This window comes from Pseudomonas sp. BN515, from assembly GCF_029873155.1.
Taxonomy (GTDB): Bacteria; Pseudomonadota; Gammaproteobacteria; order Pseudomonadales; family Pseudomonadaceae; genus Metapseudomonas.
In genome coordinates this window covers 19,079-39,276 of sequence record NZ_SSOH01000091.1, presented here as the reverse complement: position 1 = coordinate 39,276, position 20,198 = coordinate 19,079, and the positions used below count along the sequence as shown (strand labels likewise).

The 20,198-nt window shown below is 64.6% G+C and carries 16 protein-coding genes; 7 read left to right on the top strand and 9 right to left on the bottom strand.

Translation table 11 applies throughout. The features are described 5' to 3' along the window. Nucleotides 1–44 precede the first annotated feature (44 nt). Together E8E91_RS25625 and E8E91_RS25620 are read right to left on the bottom strand one after the other, a co-directional pair. Nucleotides 45–1,178: an IS481 family transposase gene (locus E8E91_RS25625; protein WP_280375419.1), complete on the bottom strand. Its 1,134-nt coding sequence runs from the start codon at nucleotides 1,176–1,178 to the stop codon at nucleotides 45–47. Between the two features lie 212 nt (nucleotides 1,179–1,390). Beyond that, nucleotides 1,391–2,608 (bottom strand): Xaa-Pro peptidase family protein, encoded by a 1,218-nt coding sequence (locus E8E91_RS25620; RefSeq protein WP_280379747.1) that lies wholly within the window; start codon nucleotides 2,606–2,608, stop codon nucleotides 1,391–1,393. A 159-nt stretch (nucleotides 2,609–2,767) separates the two neighbouring features. Between E8E91_RS25620 and E8E91_RS25615 the strand changes: the two genes are divergently transcribed. The 6 genes from E8E91_RS25615 to E8E91_RS25590 all read left to right on the top strand — a co-directional run bounded on the left by E8E91_RS25615 (nucleotide 2,768) and on the right by E8E91_RS25590 (nucleotide 9,405). After that, a complete protein-coding gene (locus E8E91_RS25615; RefSeq protein WP_280367068.1) occupies nucleotides 2,768–3,331 on the top strand; it encodes a cupin domain-containing protein in 564 nt (187 codons plus the stop codon). Between the two features lie 262 nt (nucleotides 3,332–3,593). Continuing rightward, nucleotides 3,594–5,195: an ABC transporter substrate-binding protein gene (locus E8E91_RS25610; protein WP_280379745.1), complete on the top strand. Its 1,602-nt coding sequence runs from the start codon at nucleotides 3,594–3,596 to the stop codon at nucleotides 5,193–5,195. 197 nt (nucleotides 5,196–5,392) lie between these two features. Then, entirely contained in the window at nucleotides 5,393–6,403 is a 1,011-nt protein-coding gene (locus E8E91_RS25605) for an ABC transporter permease subunit (RefSeq protein WP_190827084.1), read from the top strand. 12 nt (nucleotides 6,404–6,415) lie between these two features. After that, nucleotides 6,416–7,321 (top strand): ABC transporter permease subunit, encoded by a 906-nt coding sequence (locus E8E91_RS25600; protein WP_280379743.1) that lies wholly within the window; start codon nucleotides 6,416–6,418, stop codon nucleotides 7,319–7,321. A gap of 141 nt (nucleotides 7,322–7,462) precedes the next feature. Then, nucleotides 7,463–8,437, top strand: a complete 975-nt coding sequence (locus E8E91_RS25595; protein WP_280367063.1) for an ABC transporter ATP-binding protein — start codon at nucleotides 7,463–7,465, stop codon at nucleotides 8,435–8,437. Then, nucleotides 8,434–9,405: a peptide ABC transporter ATP-binding protein gene (locus E8E91_RS25590; RefSeq protein WP_280379741.1), complete on the top strand. Its 972-nt coding sequence runs from the start codon at nucleotides 8,434–8,436 to the stop codon at nucleotides 9,403–9,405. The genes E8E91_RS25595 and E8E91_RS25590 overlap by 4 nt, the downstream gene beginning before the upstream one ends. A gap of 112 nt (nucleotides 9,406–9,517) precedes the next feature. Here the strand turns inward: E8E91_RS25590 and E8E91_RS25585 are convergent, their stop codons facing one another. Further along, on the bottom strand, nucleotides 9,518–10,135 hold the full coding sequence (locus E8E91_RS25585) for a LysE family translocator (RefSeq protein WP_280379739.1): 618 nt from the start codon (nucleotides 10,133–10,135) through the stop codon (nucleotides 9,518–9,520). A 134-nt stretch (nucleotides 10,136–10,269) separates the two neighbouring features. On the opposite strand from E8E91_RS25585, the gene E8E91_RS25580 reads away from it, so the two are divergent. Continuing rightward, nucleotides 10,270–10,752, top strand: coding sequence for an Lrp/AsnC family transcriptional regulator (locus tag E8E91_RS25580; RefSeq protein WP_280367057.1), 483 nt, complete (start codon nucleotides 10,270–10,272; stop codon nucleotides 10,750–10,752). Nucleotides 10,753–10,907: 155 nt separating this feature from the next. On the opposite strand, the gene E8E91_RS25575 is transcribed toward E8E91_RS25580, so the two are convergent. The 6 genes from E8E91_RS25575 to E8E91_RS25550 all read right to left on the bottom strand — a co-directional run bounded on the left by E8E91_RS25575 (nucleotide 10,908) and on the right by E8E91_RS25550 (nucleotide 20,061). Next, nucleotides 10,908–11,828 (bottom strand): biotin-dependent carboxyltransferase family protein, encoded by a 921-nt coding sequence (locus tag E8E91_RS25575; protein ID WP_280379737.1) that lies wholly within the window; start codon nucleotides 11,826–11,828, stop codon nucleotides 10,908–10,910. Next, the gene (gene pxpB / locus E8E91_RS25570) at nucleotides 11,825–12,502 is read right to left on the bottom strand and encodes a 5-oxoprolinase subunit PxpB (RefSeq protein ID WP_280379736.1); all 678 of its coding nucleotides are present in this window, start codon (nucleotides 12,500–12,502) and stop codon (nucleotides 11,825–11,827) included. Before pxpB ends, E8E91_RS25575 begins: the two co-directional genes overlap by 4 nt. After that, nucleotides 12,499–13,245 (bottom strand): 5-oxoprolinase subunit PxpA, encoded by a 747-nt coding sequence (locus E8E91_RS25565; protein WP_280379734.1) that lies wholly within the window; start codon nucleotides 13,243–13,245, stop codon nucleotides 12,499–12,501. The genes pxpB and E8E91_RS25565 overlap by 4 nt, the downstream gene beginning before the upstream one ends. A gap of 421 nt (nucleotides 13,246–13,666) precedes the next feature. After that, complete coding sequence (locus E8E91_RS25560; protein WP_280379748.1) at nucleotides 13,667–16,225, bottom strand: sulfite reductase flavoprotein subunit alpha; 2,559 nt, start codon at nucleotides 16,223–16,225, stop codon at nucleotides 13,667–13,669. Between the two features lie 183 nt (nucleotides 16,226–16,408). Beyond that, entirely contained in the window at nucleotides 16,409–18,616 is a 2,208-nt protein-coding gene (locus E8E91_RS25555) for a TonB-dependent siderophore receptor (protein WP_280379732.1), read from the bottom strand. Nucleotides 18,617–18,972: 356 nt separating this feature from the next. After that, the gene (locus tag E8E91_RS25550; protein WP_280379730.1) at nucleotides 18,973–20,061 is read right to left on the bottom strand and encodes an alpha-hydroxy acid oxidase; all 1,089 of its coding nucleotides are present in this window, start codon (nucleotides 20,059–20,061) and stop codon (nucleotides 18,973–18,975) included. Nucleotides 20,062–20,198: the final 137 nt, after the last annotated feature.

The window sequence follows — 20,198 nt, the reverse complement described above, 5'->3', positions numbered from 1 at the left end:
CTGTAGAGCCAGACATCCTTTACATATTGAACCGGGGACATCCTTTACACCGATAGGCGTTGGACCTGGGAGGAGCCAGGTCCAAGCCGGCCTAAGGGATACTGGCCGAAGCGCAGCTCCCACACATCCGTCTCGACTTCGCGTAGCGCGACCCACTCGTCGATCAGGGCCTCGGACAGAAACACCGAGCGCCCTTGCCACTTGATGCAACCGTTGCTGTGCACCCGCCGGAGTTGCAGCCCTGTCGGGTACTCGATCGCCGGTAGACGGGCCGGATAGGGGCGCGGCGAGGGCCCATAGCGCTCGGCCGGGACCGCCATCCCGAGTCCTTCATGCGGCCGTATGGTGTTGAACTCCTGGCGGAACCGTTCAAACGCCATCTGCTGCTGGGCCAGATTGGGAGCGGGGGGCTTCAGGACGGCCGCTTTCAGGCTGCGGTGCATCCGCTCGTGTCGGCCATTCTGATCGGGACGGCCCGGCGCGATGCGCTCCGGGTGAATACCCAGGTGAATCCACCACACCGCCAAGCGCGAGAGACCGCCCACGCCCACCGAGGCGAACGGGCTGCCGTTGTCCGTGCGGATAGCCTCCGGCAGGCCGTATTCGCGGAAGGCCCACTCGAACCAGGGTCGACTCAGCCCGCCGCCGGGACGCGGCAAGCCCCGGCAGCACAGCAGATACCGGCTGGCCTGATCGGTCAGGGTCAAGGGATAGCACCAGCGACCATCCCCGGTCCGAAACTGCCCCTTGAAATCAGCACACCAGACGTGGTTAGGCTGCAGGCCGGCGCGCAAGGGCGTGACGGACGCCGGGGTGCTCCGCGGACGTCGGCGCGACTGCACCAACCCTGCCCGTTTCAACCATTCTCCCGCTGTGCTAGGGGCTGGCCAGGGCAATTCCGGATCCTGCTTGCGCAGACGCACCAGCAGCTTCTTCGGCCCCCAATCCAGATGCCGCAGCTTCTCTTCGATCAACCGCTCAATCAGCGCCGTCGCGGTCTGTTGCGGGCTGCTGAGCGGTCGCCGGGACTGCTCCAGAAGGCCAGCCTCACCGTGTTCCGCATAGCGCTGCAGCCACTTGTCGAGCGTCGGCCGGCTGATGCCATAGCTGCGCGCCAGCTCGCTCTTGCTGTAGTCACCGCTGCTCCAGGCGTGGATCAGCTCGATACGTTGGTCCATGGGCGACACTCTTTTCCAGGGCATGGCAGCTACCTCCTGCCATGCGAATTACCTGTAAAGGATGTGTCCGGTCCAACCTGTAAAGGATCTATCCGGTCTGTACCCACCCCAACCCTCTCCCAGAGGGAGAGGGAGCTGTCCGCACAGAGGCGAGTCCCAGCGCAGTCCTGTAGGAGCGACTTCAGTCGCGAAAGCAAGTCGAAGACCTGCCCTCAGGCCTCCAACCCAAACGGATCGTCGATGGAATGGCTCGGCTGGGTAAACCAGCGCGGCCCGGTGGCGGTCATGTAGAAGTGGTCCTCCAGGCGAATGCCGAACTCACCCGGCACGCAGATCATCGGCTCGTTGGAGAAGCACATGCCCTCGGCCAGCGGCGTCTCGTCGCCACGTACCAGGTAGGGCCCTTCGTGGATGTCCATGCCGATACCGTGGCCGGTGCGGTGCGGAAGGCCTGGCAGTTGGTAGTCAGGCCCGAGGCCGCCGGCTTCCAGGCAGCGGCGCGCGGCGGCGTCCACCGAGCCGCAGGGTTCGCCAGGACGAGCAGCATCGAAGGCGGCCTGCTGAGCGGCCTTCTCCAGGTTCCAGAGCGCGCGCTGACGCTCGCTCGGCACGCCGAACACATAGCTGCGGGTGATATCCGACTGGTAGCCGTGAACCTGGCAGCCGGTGTCGATCAACACCATGTCACCGTCCTTGAGCACCTGCGCATGCTTCACCCCATGGGGGAAGGCGCTGGCCTCGCCGAACAGCACGATGCAGAAGGTAGAACCCGGCGCGCCCACCTTGCGGTGCGCCTGCTGGATGAACTCGGCAACTTCCGTGGTGCTGATGCCCTCGCGCAGGATGCTGGCAGCGGCCTTGTGCACTTCCAGGGTCATATCCTTGGCGCGCTGCATCAGCGCCAGTTCGGTGGCGGACTTGTGGAAGCGGCAGGGGTTGATAATGCAAGCGGCATCGACGAAGTCGAAGGCGGAGCCCAGGCGACGGATGCCGTCGTACATGAAGAAGGCCATGGACGGGCAGAGGCCGATGCTGGCGTCAGCAGCGATGCCCATGCCGGTCAGCATGTCCAGCAGCAGGCGGTAGGGGCTCTCGTGTTCCTGCCAGGTGTGGATAACCCCGTCCACCTCGCGAAAATCGCGAATCGTGCCTTCCTCGAAGGCCGGGGCGATGTAGGCGAGCGGGCCATTGGCCGGAAGTACGGCGCCAACCATCCGTTCGCTCGGGCTCCACTTCACCCCGGTGAAGTAGCGCAGGTTGCTGCCGGCGTTCAGGTAGATGGCCGCGATGCCCTGGTCACGCATCAGGCCCTGGGCCTTGGCGATGCGCACCTGGTACTCATCGAGGCCGATGGGGCCCATGCCTGCGACCATGTTCGACAGGCCGGCGAGCGCCTGTTCCGGAGTCTTGCCACCCACTCCCACTGTCATCTTGTTCTCCTGAGTCGTGTTGCGGTGCGCAGAATTTAAGTTCCACTTAAATAGCCGTCAATGCTAATTTTCAGTCCCACTTAATTTCAATAAGGCGACAAGCCTTTTCTACAATGCGCCACCCGTTATACTGGCGCCCTCAAAACAAGAGCCACACCAATGACCGTAGAACAGATCGGCGAACGGTTGCGCCGCTATCGCCGCGCCGCCAACAAGACCCTGAACCAGGTAGCCGCCGAATCGGGCCTCACGGCCAGTTTCCTGTCCCAGGCGGAGCGCAACCTCACTGGCGTGTCGATCTCTTCCCTGGCGAACATCGCCAAATCCCTGGGCATTCCCCTTAACGTCCTGTTCGACCAACCCAGCCAGCACCAGCCCGATTCCCACCAGGGCCAGCGCGTGCGCTACACCATCGGCGGCCAGCCGCTGGCCTACGAGCGCCTGTCCAGCAACTTCCCCGGCAACCTGATCAACGCGGTGAAGATGAGCATGCCAGTGGGCTACCAGTCCGAGCTCATTTCCCATGAAGGCGCCGAGTTCGCCTACGTGTTGTCCGGGCAGATCGTCTACACCATCGAAGGCCGCAACTATCCCCTGGGCCCGGGGGATTCGGTGCATTTCGACGCGGCCAAAGCGCACTTTCTCGCCAATTCCGGCGAAGAAGTGGCCGAGGTGCTGACCGTTACCACCATGGGTCTTTTCGACGACCACGCCACCCCCTGACCGGTCGGTTTTCGGAAGTAAGCGCCACTGAATTTAAGTTGACCTTAATTTCAGCATCACTTAAGTTCGGCCTCGGCCGGCGGAGGCGCAAGTACTCCTTCTTCCTTCGCCGCCATCGCCCGCCCGGGAACACCGATCTACGGACCCGGCTCGCGAATGACGGGCAACCTGCGGCCCACGAAGTCGCAGGGTCAGGTGTACAAGACACCGCAGGCTTCAACACCTGATATGCCGCCCTCAAAAAAACAACAACGAGGTTCGCATGCGTCAGAAAACCGCGCTCAAGTCCATGATTGCCGCTGGTCTCCTCCTCGGTTCCGGCTTCACCCACGCCGCCAGCAACCTGGTCTTCTGCTCCGAGGGCAGCCCCGCCGGCTTCGACCCGGGCCAGTACACCACCGGTACCGACTTCGATGCGGCCTCGGAAACCCTCTTCAACCGCCTTGCACAGTTCCAGCGTGGCAGCACCAAGGTCGAACCGACCCTGGCCAGCAGCTGGGACATCAGCGAAGACGGCAAGCGCTACGTGTTCCACCTGCGCCCGGGCGTGAAGTTCCATACCACCGACTACTTCAAGCCGACCCGCGAATTCAACGCCGATGACGTGGTGTTCACCTTCCAGCGCATGCTGGACAAGAACCACCCGTTCCGTAAGGCGTATCCGACCGAATTCCCCTACTTCACCGACATGGGCCTGGACAAGAACATCGCCAAGGTGGAGAAGGTCGACGACATGACCGTCGCCTTCACCCTGAACGAGGTGGACGCCGCCTTCATCCAGAACCTGGCGATGAACTTCGCCGCGATCCAGTCCGCCGAGTACGCCGACCAGTTGCTCAAGGCCGGCAAGGCCGCCGACATCAACCAGAAGCCCATCGGTACCGGTCCCTTCGTGCTCAAGCGCTACCAGAAGGACGCGCAGATCCGCTTCACCGGCAACAAGGACTACTGGAAGCCGGACGACGTGAAGATCGACAACCTGATCTTCGCCATCAACACCGATGCCTCGGTACGTGCCCAGAAGCTCAAGGCCGGCGAGTGCCAGCTCACCCTCAACCCGCGTCCTGCCGACATCGAGGCCCTGAAGAAGGACCCGAACCTGCAGGTGCCGAGCGAGCCAGGCTTCAACCTCGGCTACATCGCGTACAACGTCACCCGCGCCCCCTTCGACAAACTCGAAGTGCGCCAGGCGCTGGACATGGCGGTGAACAAGAAAGCCATCATCGACGCCGTCTACCAGGGCGCCGGCCAACTCGCCGTGAACGGCATGCCGCCGACCCAGTGGTCCTACGACGAGACCATCAAGGATGCCGGCTACAACCCGGACAAGGCCAAGGAGCTGCTGAAAGCCGCCGGCGTTGCCGAAGGCACCGAGATCACCCTCTGGGCCATGCCGGTTCAGCGTCCGTACAACCCCAACGCCAAACTGATGGCCGAAATGCTCCAGGCCGACTGGGCCAAGGTGGGCATCAAGGCTCGCATCGTCAGCTACGAATGGGGCGAATACATCAAGCGCGCCCATGCCGGCGAGCACGACGCCATGCTGATCGGCTGGACCGGCGACAACGGTGACCCGGACAACTGGCTCGGCACCCTCTACGGCTGCGACTCGGTGGACGGCAACAACTTCTCCAAATGGTGCGATGCCAGCTACGACAAGCTGGTGAAGGCCGCCAAGGCCACCGCCGACGTCGAGAAACGCACCGAGCTGTACAAGCAGGCCCAGCACGTCCTGCAACAGCAGGTGCCGATCACCCCGATCGCCCACTCCACGGTCTACCAGCCGATGCGCGCCAGCGTGAAGGACTTCCTGATCAGCCCCTTCGGACGTAACAGCTTCTATGGCGTCTCCAACGGGCGCTGAGTGAACGAGGCCGGGCAACCGGCCTTCTTCGCATCCTCAATCCGACACCTAGATCGGACGAGGCCAATCTCACCTGCCACAAAAAACGCAAGGCAACCGACCCCCTCGGGCCGGCGCCTTTACCCACGCGGCCTAAACTGCTGGGAACGGTCAGTGTGTTGACCGGCAAAACAAAAGATGAGGAGTGATTCGCCCAAATGCTGAGTTTCATCGCGCGCCGACTGGGGCTTCTGATCCCCACCTTCTTCGGCGTCACCTTGCTCACCTTCGCCCTGATCCGCCTGATTCCCGGTGACCCGGTGGAAGTGATGATGGGTGAGCGTCGGGTAGACCCGGAAATGCACGCCCAGGCCATGGAACGCCTCGGTCTCAACAAACCGCTGCCGGAACAGTACCTGGACTACATCGGCAAGCTGGCACAGGGCGACCTGGGCGAATCGCTGCGTACCCGCGAAGGTGTCTGGCACGAGTTCCTCACCCTGTTCCCCGCCACCCTGGAACTGGCCATCGCCGCGCTGATCTTCTCCGGCACCCTCGGGGTGCTGGCGGGGGTGATCGCCGCCCTGAAGCGAGGCTCGTTATTCGACCACGGGGTGATGGGCATCTCGCTCGCGGGCTACTCCATGCCGATCTTCTGGTGGGGCCTGCTGCTGATCATGTTCTTCTCCGTGGGGCTGGGCTGGACGCCGGTGTCCGGGCGTATCGACCTGCTCTACGACATCGAGCCGAAAACCGGCTTCATGCTCATCGACACGCTGTTGTCCGAAGAGGAAGGCGCCTTCGTCGACGCCCTGCGCCACCTGATCCTGCCGGCCATCGTGCTGGGCACCATCCCGCTGGCGGTGATCGCCCGCATGACCCGTTCGGCCATGCTCGAAGTGCTGCGCGAAGACTACGTGCGCACCGCCCGCGCCAAAGGCCTGTCGCCCGCCCGCGTGGTCTTCGTCCACGGCCTGCGCAACGCGCTGATCCCGGTGCTCACCGTATTCGGCCTGCAGGTGGGCACCCTGCTCGCCGGTGCGGTGCTGACCGAAACCATCTTCTCCTGGCCGGGCATCGGCAAATGGCTGATCGAAGCCATAGGCGCCCGTGACTATCCGGTGGTGCAGAACGGCATCCTGCTGATCGCCTGCCTCGTGATCGTGGTGAACTTCGTCGTGGACATCCTCTACGGCCTGGTGAACCCCCGCATCCGTCATCAGCGTTAAGGAGACCTGAACGTGAACGCCATGCAACCCCAGGTCGACCCGAGCGTCCTCTACCCGTCTCCCCTCAAGGAGTTCTGGAAGGCTTTCGCCCACAACAAGGGCGCCGTCGGCGGCCTTGCCTTCATGATCCTGATCGTCTTCTGCGCCCTCTTCGCTCCCTGGGTCGCCCCCCATGACCCGAGCGAGCAGTTCCGCGACTTCCTGCTGACGCCCCCGGTCTGGCTGGAGGGCGGCCAGGCGCAGTTCCTGCTCGGCACCGACGAACTTGGCCGCGACGTGCTCTCGCGACTGATCCACGGCGCCCGTCTGTCGCTGCTGATCGGCCTGACGTCGGTGGTGATGTCGCTGATCCCCGGCATCCTCCTTGGCCTGGTGGCGGGTTTCTTCCCGCGCCTGCTGGGCCCGTCGATCATGCGTCTGATGGACATCATGCTGGCCCTGCCGTCCCTGCTGCTGGCCGTGGCCATCGTCGCCATCCTCGGCCCAGGCCTGATCAACACCGTCATCGCCATCGCCATCGTCTCCCTGCCCTCCTACGTGCGCCTGACCCGCGCCTCGGTGATGGGTGAGCTGAACCGCGACTACGTCACCGCCTCGCGCCTGGCCGGCGCCGGCCTGATGCGCCTGATGTTCGTCACCGTGCTGCCCAACTGCATGGCGCCGCTGATCGTCCAGGCCACCCTGAGCTTCTCCTCGGCCATCCTCGACGCCGCCGCCCTGGGCTTCCTCGGCCTTGGCGTGCAGCCGCCTACCCCTGAGTGGGGCACCATGCTGGCCTCCGCGCGCGACTACATCGAACGCGCCTGGTGGGTGGTTTCGCTGCCTGGCCTGACCATCCTGCTCAGCGTGCTGGCGATCAACCTGATGGGCGACGGCCTGCGCGATGCGCTGGACCCGAAACTCAAGAATGCAGTCTGAGGAGCCCGCCATGAATTTCGCTATTCCGCGCCAGTTCCTCGTAGGAGCCAGCTTGCTGGCGAACCTGCTGCCCCCCTTCGCGAGCAAGCTCGCTCCTACAACGTCGCGTTCCAGCGTTGCGCATTGCCCGGAGACCGCCGTATGAGCCTTCTGGAAATCAAGAACCTCAGCGTGCGCTTCGGCGACGCCAACGCCGTCCCGGTGGTGGATGGCCTCGATATCTCGGTGAACAAGGGTGAAGTGCTGGCCATCGTTGGCGAGTCCGGCTCCGGCAAGTCGGTGACCATGATGGCGCTGATGGGCCTGATCGACGCCCCCGGCCGCATCACCGCCGACAGCCTGCGCTTCGACGGCCACGACATGCTCAAGCTCAAGGGCAAGCAGCGTCGCCACATCGTCGGCAAGGACCTGGCGATGGTCTTCCAGGACCCGATGACCGCCCTCAACCCCAGCTACACCGTGGGCTTCCAGATTGAGGAAGTGCTGCGCCAGCACCTGGGCCTGAAGGGCAAGGCCGCCCGCCAGCGCGCCCTGGAGCTGCTGGAACGGGTGGAAATCCCCGGTGCCGCCAGCCGTCTCGATGCCTATCCGCACCAGTTGTCCGGGGGCATGAGCCAGCGCGTGGCCATCGCCATGGCCATCGCCGCCGAACCCAAGCTGCTGATCGCAGACGAACCCACCACCGCCCTGGACGTAACCATCCAGGCGCAGATCATGGACCTGCTGCTGGACCTGCAGCGCGACCAGGGCATGGCCCTGGTGCTGATCACCCATGACTTGGCCGTGGTTGCCGAAACCGCCGACCGCGTGTGCGTGATGTACGCCGGCCAGGCTGTGGAAATCGGCGAAGTGCCGCGCCTGTTCGACGAGCCCACCCATCCCTATACCGAAGCCCTGCTCAAGGCGATTCCCGAGCACAGCCTTGGCGCCCACCGCCTGTCGACGCTGCCCGGCATCGTCCCCGGCCGCTACGACCGTCCCCATGGCTGCCTGCTGTCGCCACGCTGCCCTTACGGCCAGTCCAATTGCGTGGCCCAGCGCCCGACGCTGGACCCGCACGCCCATGGCGCCGTGCGCTGCTTCTACCCCCTTAACCTGATCGAGGTGGCGCGATGAGTGCCGTATTGACCGCCCGAGACCTGCACCGCCACTACGAGGTCTCCCGTGGCCTGTTCAAGCCCCATGCCTTGGTGCGCGCCCTCAACGGGGTGTCCTTCGAACTCGAGGCCGGTCGCACGCTGGCCGTGGTCGGTGAGTCCGGCTGCGGTAAATCCACCCTGGCCCGCGCCTTGACTCTGATTGAGGAACCCTCCTCCGGCTCCCTGCAGATCGCTGGCCGGGAAGTCGCGGGTGCCAGCAGGGACGAACGCAAGCAACTGCGCCGTGATGTGCAGATGGTGTTCCAGAACCCCTACGCCTCGCTCAACCCGAGGCAGAAGATCGGCGACCAGTTGGCCGAACCACTGGTCATCAACACCGGCCTGTCCCGCGTCGAACGCCGCGAGCAGGTGCAGGCGATGATGCAACAGGTGGGCCTGCGCCCCGAGCATTTCCAGCGCTATCCGCACATGTTCTCCGGCGGCCAGCGCCAGCGCATCGCCCTGGCCCGCGCCATGATGCTCAACCCAAAGGTACTGGTGGCGGACGAGCCCACATCGGCCCTGGACGTGTCGATCCAGGCCCAGGTGCTCAACCTCTTCATGGACCTGCAGGAGCGCTACAACACCGGCTACGTGTTCATCTCCCACAACCTGGCCGTGGTACGCCACGTCGCCAACGACGTGTTGGTGATGTACCTCGGCCGCCCGGCGGAAATGGGCCCCAGCGAACTGATCTACGAGCGTCCGCTGCACCCTTACACCAAGGCCCTGCTCTCGGCCACGCCGGCCATCCACCCAGACCCGAGCAAGCCGAAGATCAAGATCACCGGCGAACTGCCCAACCCGCTCAACCCGCCATCCGGCTGCGCCTTCCACAAGCGCTGCCCCTACGCCACCGAGCGTTGCAAGGTGGAAGTACCGGAGCTGCGCCTGCTCGACGCCCGCCAGGTGGCCTGCCACAACGTGGAAACCATCAACGTTTGAGAGCGGAACCGGGAAACCCTTGTAGGGGCGAATTCATTCGCCAAGCAGGCCAACGGCCTGCCCGTGATAACTGCCGGGGATGCTGCGCATCCCTTGGCGAATGAATTCGCCCCTACAGATCTTTCAGCAACGCCAGCCTCACCCCGAACCCCACCAGCACTCCGCCGAACAGCCACTGCTGCACCCGCTGCACCAGCGGCCGGCGTCCCAGCCAACGGCCCAAGCCGGCGCCCATCAGCGCATAGGCCGAGTCGAAGGCCAGCCCCACCGCCACCAGGACGGCCCCCAGCAGGGCGAACTGCAGCCCCATGGGCCCGGCGTCCGGGCTGACGAATTGCGGCAGCAGCACCGAGCAGAACACCAGCGCCTTGGGGTTCAGCAGGTTGGTCAGCAGCCCACGGCGCAAGGCTTGCCAGTAGGCCCGCGAAGGCTGGCGCTCAGCGTCCACCACCAATGCCGACGCCTCCGCCTGGAGCAGCTTCAGGCCCAGCCAGAGCAGGTAGCCGGCTCCGGCCAGGCGAACGACATCGAAGGTCCAGGGCGCGGTCTTGAACAACACCGCCAAGCCGAGACCGGCCAGCGCCACGTGGCAGCCACGCGCCAGCGCCAGCCCCAGTGCGGTTGCCAGGGCCATGGCGCGACCCTGGCGCGCACCGGTTTGCAGCAAGAGGATCATGTCGGGCCCGGGCAGCAGGTAGACCACCGCCAGGGCGATCAGGAAACCGGTCATGTCGTTCGCTCCAGAACAGCCTGTGGAGAGAAAATTCTAGGGCCGAAGGCCAGGGCAGGTGCTTGCGTATTCGGCCTACTCCGCCATGATTTCTGGCATTTCCTGCCAACCTGACGAAGCACAACAGAGCACATATGCCAAAACTTAAACTCGACGCCCTGGACCATCGAATCCTCGCGGCCCTGCAGCGCGATGGCCGCTTGTCCAATGTGCAACTGGCCGACGAGATCGGCCTCTCCGCCTCCCCCTGCCTGCGCCGGGTACGGCTGCTGGAGGAGGCCGGGGTGATTCGTGGCTACCACGCAAGCCTCGACCGTGACGAAGTCGGGTTGGGCCTGACGGTATTCGTGGGGATCAAGGTAGAGCGCCATCGCCAGGAACAGGCCGACGCGTTCCGCGAAGCGGTGATCAGCCTGCCGGAAGTGATCTCGGTGCACCTGGTATCAGGCGAAGCGGACTTCCTGCTGCAAGTGGTGGTGCCGGACCTGCGCGCCTACGAGCACTTCCTTACCGGCACGCTGCTCAAGCTCCCCGGCGTGAGTGACATCCGCAGCAACTTCGCGATCCAGACGGTGAAGGCACCTTCGCCACTACCGTTGAATCACCTGCCGAAATGATCCGCTGCACGGACGGGCTGCTTCGCTGTGTCTGAATTAAGTGTTGTAAGTAGCTGCATTGCTCGTAGGAGCTGGCTTGCCAGCGAATGGCGCCCTTTCGCTAGCAAGCTAGCTCCTACAAGGCACCTGGACCGACTGTCGATTTCTGGCAACAGCTAACGCCCGAAGAAGCGATAGAACGCCCGCAGCTCGGCCTGCGCGTCCTCCAGGCTCATGACGATGAAGCGCAAGATCTGGTTCGCCGGGCATTGCGCCAGGCGCCCGAGGTCCAGGGGATGAACCCAGCCGAGAATGGGGTAGCCGCCCATGGTCTGGCGGTCGGCCATGAGGATGATCGGCTGGCCATCCGGCGGCACCTGGATGGCGCCGCTGACCACGCCCTGTGACCACTGGCGCTGTGGTGCGACCAGGGGATCGCCCTCCAGCCGCACACCCATGCGGTCGGACTGCGGGCTGATCTGCCAGGGCCGCTCGAAGAATGCCCGCGCCTGCGCTTCGTCGAAGCTGGCCGCGTCGCCGCCGAGCATCACCCGCAACGATTGCGCCACCTTGTAGTCCGGCTGCCAGGGCCAGGGCACGCTGGCGCCCCAGGGGAAATCGCCATCGCCGCCGGCGAGCAGGTCGTCCTCGGTCAAGCGCGTCCCCTCGCCGTCCAGCCCACCCAGGCCTTCGCGCAACTGGCAAGCGACACTGCCCAGCACGGGTTCGGCGCGTATCCCGCCTACCAGCGCCAGATAGCCGCGCTGCCCGCTGCGGGCGAAACCAATCTGCAAGCGCTGCCCGGCCTCAAGACGAAAACGCGACCAGTTGAGGCGCAATTCGCCGTCCACGTTCAGCGGCATGTCGGCGCCGGTGAAGGCCACCCAGAGCGCATCCTCGGCTTCCAGCTCCACGCCGCCCAGGGCGATTTCCAGCACCGCGCAGCCGCGGGGATTACCCAGCAACCGATTGGCCCAAGCTGCCGCCTGCGGGTCCATGGGGCCGGCCGGCGATACACCCAGGTGCTGCCACCCGTGACGACCGGCGTCCTGCAGAAGGCTCAGCGGGCCGGGCTTGATCACCCGCAGGCCGCTCATGTCTCGCCACCCTCGTTGCGGTAGCGGGTTTCGTCGATGGCGAAGAAGCGTACGCGGTCGCCTAGCTCCAGCGGACACGGCGGCTCACGGTGGGCGTCGAACAGTCGCCAGGGGCACAGTCCGAGCAGATGCCAGCCGCCTGGAGACGCCTGTGGATAAATGGCCGTCTGCCGCTCGGCGATGGCCAGGCTGCCTGCTGGCACACGAATGCGCGGGCTGCTGCGTCGCGGCAGGGCCAGGCGCGAGTCGAGCCCGCCGAGGTAGGCGAAACCGGGGGAGAAGCCGATGGCGCCGACCCGGTACTCGGCGCGGCTGTGGATGTCCACCAGATCGTCGACCGACAGGCCGCAGGACTCGGCCACCCAGGCCAGATCCTCGCCGCAGTACCAGATGGGAATTTCATGCAAACGGCCAGGGTCGACCACAGCCCCTTCCGCCAGCCAGGCTTCCAGCAACGGCTCGATGTGCAGCGTCAGGGCCTGATGGTCGGTGCGGGTGATGTCGTAGTGCAGCAGCAAGGTGGTCCAGCCGGGCACCAGATCGAGCAGCAGGTGGCCCGAATGTCGGCGCAGGGTCTCGGCCAGCACGGCGATGCGTTCCGGCAAGCGGGCATCCGGCTCGTCGGCCAGTACCAGCAGCAGGGCTTCAGCGCCAGCGGGTTCGAGGCGGATCATAAGGCGTCCAGCTTGCCTCGCAGACGGCGCAGCACGGCCAGGGACTCGGGGTTGTCACCATGCACGCAGAGGCTGTCGGCGGTAAGCCGCAGCGGCTTGCCATCGATGTCCGGGAAGGGCTCGCCGGCGGCGATGGCCAGGGCCTGGTCGAGGATGCGTTCGGGGTCGTGGTGCACGGCACCCGCCAGGCGCCGGGGGGCAAGCTGGCCGTCGGAAAGGTAGGCGCGATCGGCGAAGGCCTCGAACATCAGCGGCACGTCGGCGGCATCGGCCAGTTGCAGTTCACGGCTGTTGTCTGCCAGGGCCAGGACCATCAACGGCAGCCCCTTGCGGTAACTGCCGCAAGCATCGAGCACCGCGGCGAGCAGGGCATCGTCGCGCACCAGGTCGTTGTACAGGGCACCGTGGGGTTTGACATAGGCAACCTGGGTGCCGACGACGCGGCAGAAGGCTTCCAGCGCACCGATCTGGTAGAGCACCTGGGCGCGTACTTCTTCCGGCGAGCAGGTCATGTGACGCCTGCCGAATCCGGCGAGGTCCGGGTACGCCGGATGGGCGCCGATGCGCACATCGTGGCGCAGCGCCAGTTCGACAGTGCGTTGCATGGTCAGGGGATCGGCGGCGTGGAAACCGCAGGCGAGGTTCGCCTGGTCCACCAGCGGCATGGCGTGTTCGTCGTCGCCCATGCGCCAGGCGCCGAAGCTTTCCCCCATGTCGCAGTTCAGCAGGATTCGTCTGTTCATGAAGCGGATTATGGCTAAAAGCCGGCGCTCTGGCTGGGAACAATTCATTCGCCGTGAAAGGCACCCTCTCCCCAACCCGCTCCCTGAAGGGAGAGGGAGTGGACGGTGCAATGCCTGGCCGCGATTCTTTTCCTGTGGGGGCGAATTCAGCCACCGAGATGGCTAAATGGCGGCGCTCTTGTAGGAGCGAATTTATTCGCGAAAAGAGTTGGCACCGAGCAGGCCTGACGTTGCCCTCACCCCCGCCCTCTCCCGCAAGCGGGAGAGGGAGCTGTCCGTGCCCCTCGTGGTGTTCCTGTAGGGGCGAATTCATTCGCCAAGCAGGCCGAAGGTCTGCCCAGACGATGCAAAAAAACGCCCCGCACTAGGCGGGGCGAACATTCCCTAGGAGCAGGGATCACTCGGTTCGGCGCTAGCGACTTCAATACACATCGCGGCGGTAGCGACCATCGTCATTCAGTTGCTGCAGCGTTTCGTCGCCCAGGATGTCCCGCAGGGTGCGGTCGACGCCTTCAGCCATGCCCTGCAGGCTGCCACAGACGTAGATCACCGCGCCCTCGGCCAGCCAGGCACGCAGCTCATCGGCGGCCTCGCGCAGGCGGTCCTGCACGTAGATCTTCTCGGTCTGGTCGCGGGAGAAGGCAAGGTCCAGGCGTTGCAGTTCGCCCCTGGCCAGCCAGCCCTGCAGCTCATCGCGGCAGTAGAAGTCATGGGCCTGGTTGCGCTCGCCGAACAGCAACCAGTTGCGGTTGCGGCCAGCGGCGATGGCGGCCTTGAGCAGGCTGCGCAAACCGGCGAGCCCGGTGCCGTTGCCGATGAAGATCAGCGGACGGTCTTCTTCGATCAGATGGAAGCGGCTGTTGCGACGCAGGCGCAGCGGCACGACGGCACCGACCGGCAGGTAATGGGTCAGCCAGCCGGAGGCGATACCCAGGCTGCCATCAGCGTGCTGTTCCTGGCGCACGATCAGCTCCAGCGCACCGTCGCTGGCCAGCGAGGCGATGGAGTACTGGCGAACGGACAGGCCGATCAGCGCCTGCACCAGCGCCTGCGGTTGCAGACCAACCAGATGCTCGAACGAACTCGGCAGCAGGCGCCCTGCCAGTGCCTGGCGCAGCGACTGGCGCAGGCCGTCCAGTTCGACCTGGACATTGCCGTCGAGGTGGTGCCTTGCCAACCAGGCGTCGATGACCGATTCGGCCTGACTCGGAAGGATTTCCACCAGGTCGCCGGCCTGCCAGTCCACTTGACTGCCCGCTGGAGCGCGCAGTCGCAGGAGCCAGGTGGATTCACCCTGGCTGCCTGGGTTGAGCTGCTCGCGGCCCTCCAGCGTCCAGCTTTCGAAGTTCGGGCCGCTCCAAGGGGTCAGCATGGCGCCGCCGGAGACCTGAGCCAGCCGCTGCTGCCACTGCTGCAGGGCGCCGCTGTCGCCGTTGTCCACTTCCACCGGATCGAACAGTTGGCTCGCGCCCTGCCCCTTCAACCAGCTCTGCAGACGGCGACCGAAACCGCAGAAATGTTCGTACTGACGGTCCCCCAGGGCCAGCACGGCAAAGCGCAGGCCGGCGAGCTGGGAGGCTTGCCCCAGCACCTTGCGTTCGAAGCCACGGGCGTTGTCCGGTGCCTCGCCGTCACCGAAGGTGCTGACCACGAAGAGTGCGTTGCTGGCCTTGGCCAGGGCGCCGCCGTCCAGCGACGCCAGGGGTTCGACGCGCACCGGCAGGCCGGCCGCCTGGAGCTGGCCGGCGCTTTGCCAGGCCAGTTGTTCGGCGAGGCCGCTCTGGCTGGCGAAACCGATCAGCCAGGAACCCTCGCCAGCGCTCTCGGCCAGGCCGCCACGGGCAGCCCGGGCCGCGCGCTTCTTGCGCCGACGGTCCAGATAGAGCAGCCAGCCGGTAATGAAGAACAGCGGCATGGTCAGGCTCGCCAGCATCACCAGGATGCGACCCGGCAGGCCGAAATACTCGCCCACATGCAGCGCATAGATGCTGGTCAGCAACTGCGCCTTGAAGCTCTTGTCGGTGTAGCGGTCGCTGCGTTTTACCTTGCCCGTGGCCGGATCGATGACGATCTGGTTCAACGCGCGCGGATGTGAGGCGTCTTCCAGCAGGTAGAACACCTGGGCCGACTGGCCGCCCACCGGTGGCAGGCGCAGGTTGTAGGCACTCATGGTCGGGCCGGCGGTTTCGCGGATGCTCTTCCATACGGCGTCGTAGTCCACCACCAGCGGCGGACCGGACGGGGCCTGCATGCCCGGGCGGCCACGACCTTCACCACGGCGCTCGCCCTGCTTGCCCTGCTGGCCGGCGGGAGCGTCCGAGAGCAGGCGGTTGAGGCCTTCGCGGTACCACTCGTAGGACCAGAACAGGCCGGTCAGCGCGGCCAGGAGATAGAACACCAGGCACCAGGTGCCGGCGACGGCATGCAGGTCCCAGTTGAAGCTGCGCCCCTTGCGTGACCAGTCGAGGGTCAGCCAGGCACGCCAGCTGCCAGCCTTGCGCGGCCAGCGAAGATACAGGCCGGAGAGGCAGAAGAAGATCAGGATCAGGGTACAGGCGGCGGTGATCTGCTTGCCGAACTCGCCCATGGCCAGGAAGCGGTGCAGTTGCAGCATCAGGCCGAAGAACTTCTGGCCCACCGGATCGCCCAGCAATTCGCCGGTGTAGGGGTCGAAGTAGCGCATGGGGCCACGACGCTCGCCCGGCGGCGGCATGAAGAAAACGCGGGCGGCATGGTCGTTGTTGGTTTCGACCCAGAGGCCGGACACCTTCTTGCCCTCGGCTGCCTCGATCTTGCTCACCAGTTCGGCGGGCGGCAGCACGCCGCTGTCACGCACTTCGACCGACAGGGTCTCGGGGTTGAGCAAACGCAGGATTTCTTCCTGGAAGCTGTAGGCGGCGCCGGTGATGCCCATCAAGGCCAGTACCAGCCCCGCACTGATACCGAACAGCCAGTGCAGCTGGAACAAGGTCTTCTTCAACACGTGATATCCCTCGGATACGCGTCTGGCGACGCGTCGAATCGCTCGTTCGCGGCAGGCCCCATGCCTGGCCGGAAGGCGATTCTATTTGAGAACGGGATGCATAAAGTCGGGATTCAGATCTTTTACCTTTTATTTACAGCCATCTCCGAGGGCCCTTGTGCAGGGCCCTCGGCTCGTCCGTCAGAACGAGTAGCTGGCGGTCAGGATCGCCGAACGGGCATCACCGTATTCGATGGCGGAGGAACGCGCGTCGGTACCGTTCTGCTGACGCACACGCTCCACGTAGTCCTTGTCGAACAGGTTGTTCACGTTCAGCTGCAGGTCCAGGTTCTTGCTGACCTTGTAGCCGACCATTGCGTTGTGCAGCCAGTAGGCGTCCAGCTTGGCGGTGGTGCTGGAGCTCACGTTACGTTCGCTCACGTAACGCGCGCCGTAGCCCAGGGTCCAGCCTTCCGGCAGCTCGTAAGTGGTCCACAGGTTGAAGGAACGCGGCGGGGTGTTCCCCAGCGCCTGGCCTTCGCGAGCGATACCCGCGGCGGTATCGGCAGCATCAAGGGTCTCGCTGGACTGGAAGGTGTAGTTGGCGAACACGTCCCACTGCTCGGTGATGTGGCCGGTCAGACCCAACTCCACGCCCTCGACACGCTGCTTGCCGGCCAGCTGGGTCGAACCATCGGCCATGGTTTCACGTGCATTGGTCTTTTCCACCCGGAACAGCGCACCGTCCACTGCCAAGCGGCCATCCAGCAGCTCCCACTTGGTGCCCAGCTCCCAGGTCTCGTTCTTTTCCGGGTCCAGGTTCTCGGTCGCTGCGGTCAGGCCACCACCGTTGGAGGCGATACCCTCGGCAGTGGGGTTGAAGGAGTTGCCCCAGGCCACATAGATGCTGCCGTTCTCTACCGGCTTGTAGACCAGGCCAGCGCGGCTGCTGAGCTTCTCGTCCTTGGAGGTGAAGTCGCCGGTCTGCTGGTGGGTAGCACCGAAGGTATCGCTGTGACCCTTGAACCAGTCGTAACGCAGGCCGGCGTTGAAGTCCCACTGCTCGTTCAGGGCAATGGTGTCGAAGACATACAGCGCCTTGTCGTCCAGCTGGTTCTCGGTGAATCCGGTGGTGGCCTTGTTTACCGGGCCGTCCCAGTGTCCGGGCGGGTTCGACAGGTCGAAGCCATTGGACGGGTACAACGCGTTGCCCAGACCGTGGTTGTAGCTCTTGAGGTCGAAGTCCTCACGGGAGATTTCCATGCCGGTAACCAGCTCATGACCCAGCCCGAAAGTGTCGAAGCTGGCGCGCAGGTTGGTCTGGTTGATCCACATCTCGGTGGTGGTGTCGCGGCCGGAAGCCTGCGGGCCTGCGGGGCGGTAGCGGCCCGGCGGAACGCCCTCGATGTTCACATGAGACGCCGAGACGATGGTATTGCGGTCGATGCGGCTGTAACGGGTCAGGTTCTGCAGGCGCAGGTTGTCGTTGAAATCGTGCTCAAGGTTCGCAGTAAAGGCGTTCTGCTCGATCTCATCCTTGTCCAGGTTTTCCCAGCCGAAGTAGTCCTCGCGGCTGACACCGCCGAGCTTCTTGCCATCACGGGCCGGCACGCCGTAGTCCGGCAGGTTGTCGTCGGTCTGATGGAAGGCGCTCAGGGTCAGGCGAGTGGAGTCGTTGAAGCCCAGGCGCAGAGAGGGAGCGACACCCCAGCGTTCGCGATCGATCTCGTCACGGCCGGGCACGTCGTTCTCGTGGGCCATCACGTTCACACGGAATGCGCTATTGGTGCCTACGCCTTCCAGCGGCTGGTTGGAATCCAGGGTCAGGCGATGGTAGTTGTCGGTGCCGAGGCCGCCACCGAGGGTGGTGAAGGCGCGGTCCATGGGCTGCTTGCTGATGATGTTGATGCTGCCACCGGTGGTGCCGGCGCCGCCGAACACCGAGTTCGGGCCCTTGATGACCTCGACCTGCTCGATGTTGAACGTATCGGTACGGCTGGTCTGGGCGCTGTCGCGCAGGCCGTCGATCTGGATGTTGTTGTTCGCAGAGAAGCCACGAATGTTAATGCTGTCGCCGGAACCACCGCCGCCTTCACCGGCGTTGAAGGTGATACCGGACACGTTGGACAGCACCTGGCGCAGGCTCAGGGCCTGCTGCTCCTGAATCACTTCCTTGGGCACCACGGTGATGGTCTGCGGGGTGTCCAGCAGCGGAGCGGTGTATTTCACCGAGGAGGATTGCTCGACCTTGTAAGTTTTCTTGGCGGCCTTGCCGTCGACATTCACGTTGCCGAGTTCAAGAGCCTTGCTCTGCTCGGCGGCCATGGCCAGGCCGGCGGTCGAGATGGTGGCGAGACCAATGGCAGTCGCCAGAAGAGCACGTTGCGGCAGATTGTTTTTCTTGCTCATAAGAATCACTCCCCGGTGAATTTGAGGCGCGATTCTATTTGCGAATGTTTATCAGTAAATATTAATGCAAATACTTTACATAAAATTTACATTTCTCAAGAACCTGCACGGATTCATGAGATCAGCTATCTCCCGGCCTAGCACCTCGATCATGACGCCATCCGCTGCAATAAATCAGTAAAAAGAGAAATATCCCGCGCACGCGGCTTTCACCACAAAAACAGTGACCGACAAGTCACATTTTCGGCCTGGCGACTAGCAGGATTGGACGCGAGGATAAAAATCGACCAAGCCGATAGCCTCGATCTCATTGATTTCCCAGGCTTGTCGCCCACCGCAATCAAATGTGCGAACGCTCAGCGCCATATAAGCGAAGCGTCGATATCGGTCACTCTGGCGCAGCCGGTAAGCGCCATGGCCACCTCCAACTCGGTGCGCAGCAGGTGAAGCACATGGGCGACACCGGAAGCACCAGCGGTAGCCAGCCCGTGAACGTACGGCCGCCCGATCATCACCGCACTCGCCCCCAGGGCGATGGCCTTGAGCACATCGGTGCCCCGGCGAATGCCGCCATCCAGCAGGATCGGCACCCTGCCCTGCACCACGCTGGCGATGGCGGGAAGCACATCCAGGGTCGCGGGCATGCCGTCCAACGTACGCCCGCCGTGATTGGAAACCACCAGGCCTGCCACGCCCTGATCCACCGCCCGCGCCGCGTCCACGGGGTTCATCACCCCCTTGACCAGCACCGGCAGGCGCGTGAGCGATTGCAGCCACTCCAGGTCCTTCCAGGTTGGCGCGCGGTCCAGTAGCGGGCTGCCGAAGAGCGGGCTGGCGCCCGGCTGGGCGACGCTGGGCGGCAGGCTGCGCATGCCCCTCAGGTTGACCGCCTCAACGCCCTCGGGCAGGGCGAAGGCGGCACGTTGCTCGCGATTGCGCATGCCGTTGACGGGCGCATCCACCGTCACCACCAGGGCGCGATAACCGGCGGCTTCGGCACGTCGCACCAGCTCGCGGGTGAAGTCGCGGTCCGGCTGGATGTAGAGCTGGAACCAGAGTGGCGCATGCGCCGCCTGGGCGATGTCTTCGAGACTGATGCTGGCCTGGGTGCTGACCACCATGGCCGCGCCCATCGCCGAAGCGCCCAGGACGCTGGCCAGTTCGCCGTCCGGGTGGGCCAGCTTCTGGAAGGCCACCGGGGCGAGGAGGATCGGGTAGTCGAGATCGAGCCCGCAGAGCCGGACTCGCGTATGGCCGCCCTGCAGATCCTTCAGGACCCGATTGAGCAGGCGCATGCGCCGGAAGGCGGCGAGGTTATCTGCGAGGGTCAGCTCATCCGCGGCACCACCGTTGAGGTAGGCCCATGCGGAAGGCGTCATGCGCTCGCGGGCGAAGGCTTCGTAATCGGCGACGGCGGCGATTTCGGCGGGTATCTGGACGGTCACGGCGGCAGGCACTCCAGGCCCGCTGGGAGCCGGTCGACAAGCGATTGCAAATGGAAATCGCACTCATCTTACTGCCACTGCAGGGCACGCGAAACGACAGGCGCTGCGACACGGAATCGCCCCCACAAACGACAAGG

Excerpts from the sequence above, each read along its gene's own strand:
- pxpB (WP_280379736.1), bottom strand. The coding sequence starts at position 12,502 with ATGATCCGCCTCGAACCCGCTGGCGCTGAAGCCCTGCTGCTGGTACTG.
- E8E91_RS25590 (WP_280379741.1), top strand. The coding sequence starts at position 8,434 with ATGAGTGCCGTATTGACCGCCCGAGACCTGCACCGCCACTACGAGGTC.
- E8E91_RS25595 (WP_280367063.1), top strand. The coding sequence starts at position 7,463 with ATGAGCCTTCTGGAAATCAAGAACCTCAGCGTGCGCTTCGGCGACGCC.
- E8E91_RS25575 (WP_280379737.1), bottom strand. The coding sequence starts at position 11,828 with ATGAGCGGCCTGCGGGTGATCAAGCCCGGCCCGCTGAGCCTTCTGCAG.
- E8E91_RS25620 (WP_280379747.1), bottom strand. The coding sequence starts at position 2,608 with ATGACAGTGGGAGTGGGTGGCAAGACTCCGGAACAGGCGCTCGCCGGC.
- E8E91_RS25580 (WP_280367057.1), top strand. The coding sequence starts at position 10,270 with ATGCCAAAACTTAAACTCGACGCCCTGGACCATCGAATCCTCGCGGCC.
- E8E91_RS25585 (WP_280379739.1), bottom strand. The coding sequence starts at position 10,135 with ATGACCGGTTTCCTGATCGCCCTGGCGGTGGTCTACCTGCTGCCCGGG.
- E8E91_RS25625 (WP_280375419.1), bottom strand. The coding sequence starts at position 1,178 with ATGGACCAACGTATCGAGCTGATCCACGCCTGGAGCAGCGGTGACTAC.
- E8E91_RS25615 (WP_280367068.1), top strand. The coding sequence starts at position 2,768 with ATGACCGTAGAACAGATCGGCGAACGGTTGCGCCGCTATCGCCGCGCC.
- E8E91_RS25565 (WP_280379734.1), bottom strand. The coding sequence starts at position 13,245 with ATGAACAGACGAATCCTGCTGAACTGCGACATGGGGGAAAGCTTCGGC.
- E8E91_RS25605 (WP_190827084.1), top strand. The coding sequence starts at position 5,393 with ATGCTGAGTTTCATCGCGCGCCGACTGGGGCTTCTGATCCCCACCTTC.
- E8E91_RS25555 (WP_280379732.1), bottom strand. The coding sequence starts at position 18,616 with ATGAGCAAGAAAAACAATCTGCCGCAACGTGCTCTTCTGGCGACTGCC.
- E8E91_RS25610 (WP_280379745.1), top strand. The coding sequence starts at position 3,594 with ATGCGTCAGAAAACCGCGCTCAAGTCCATGATTGCCGCTGGTCTCCTC.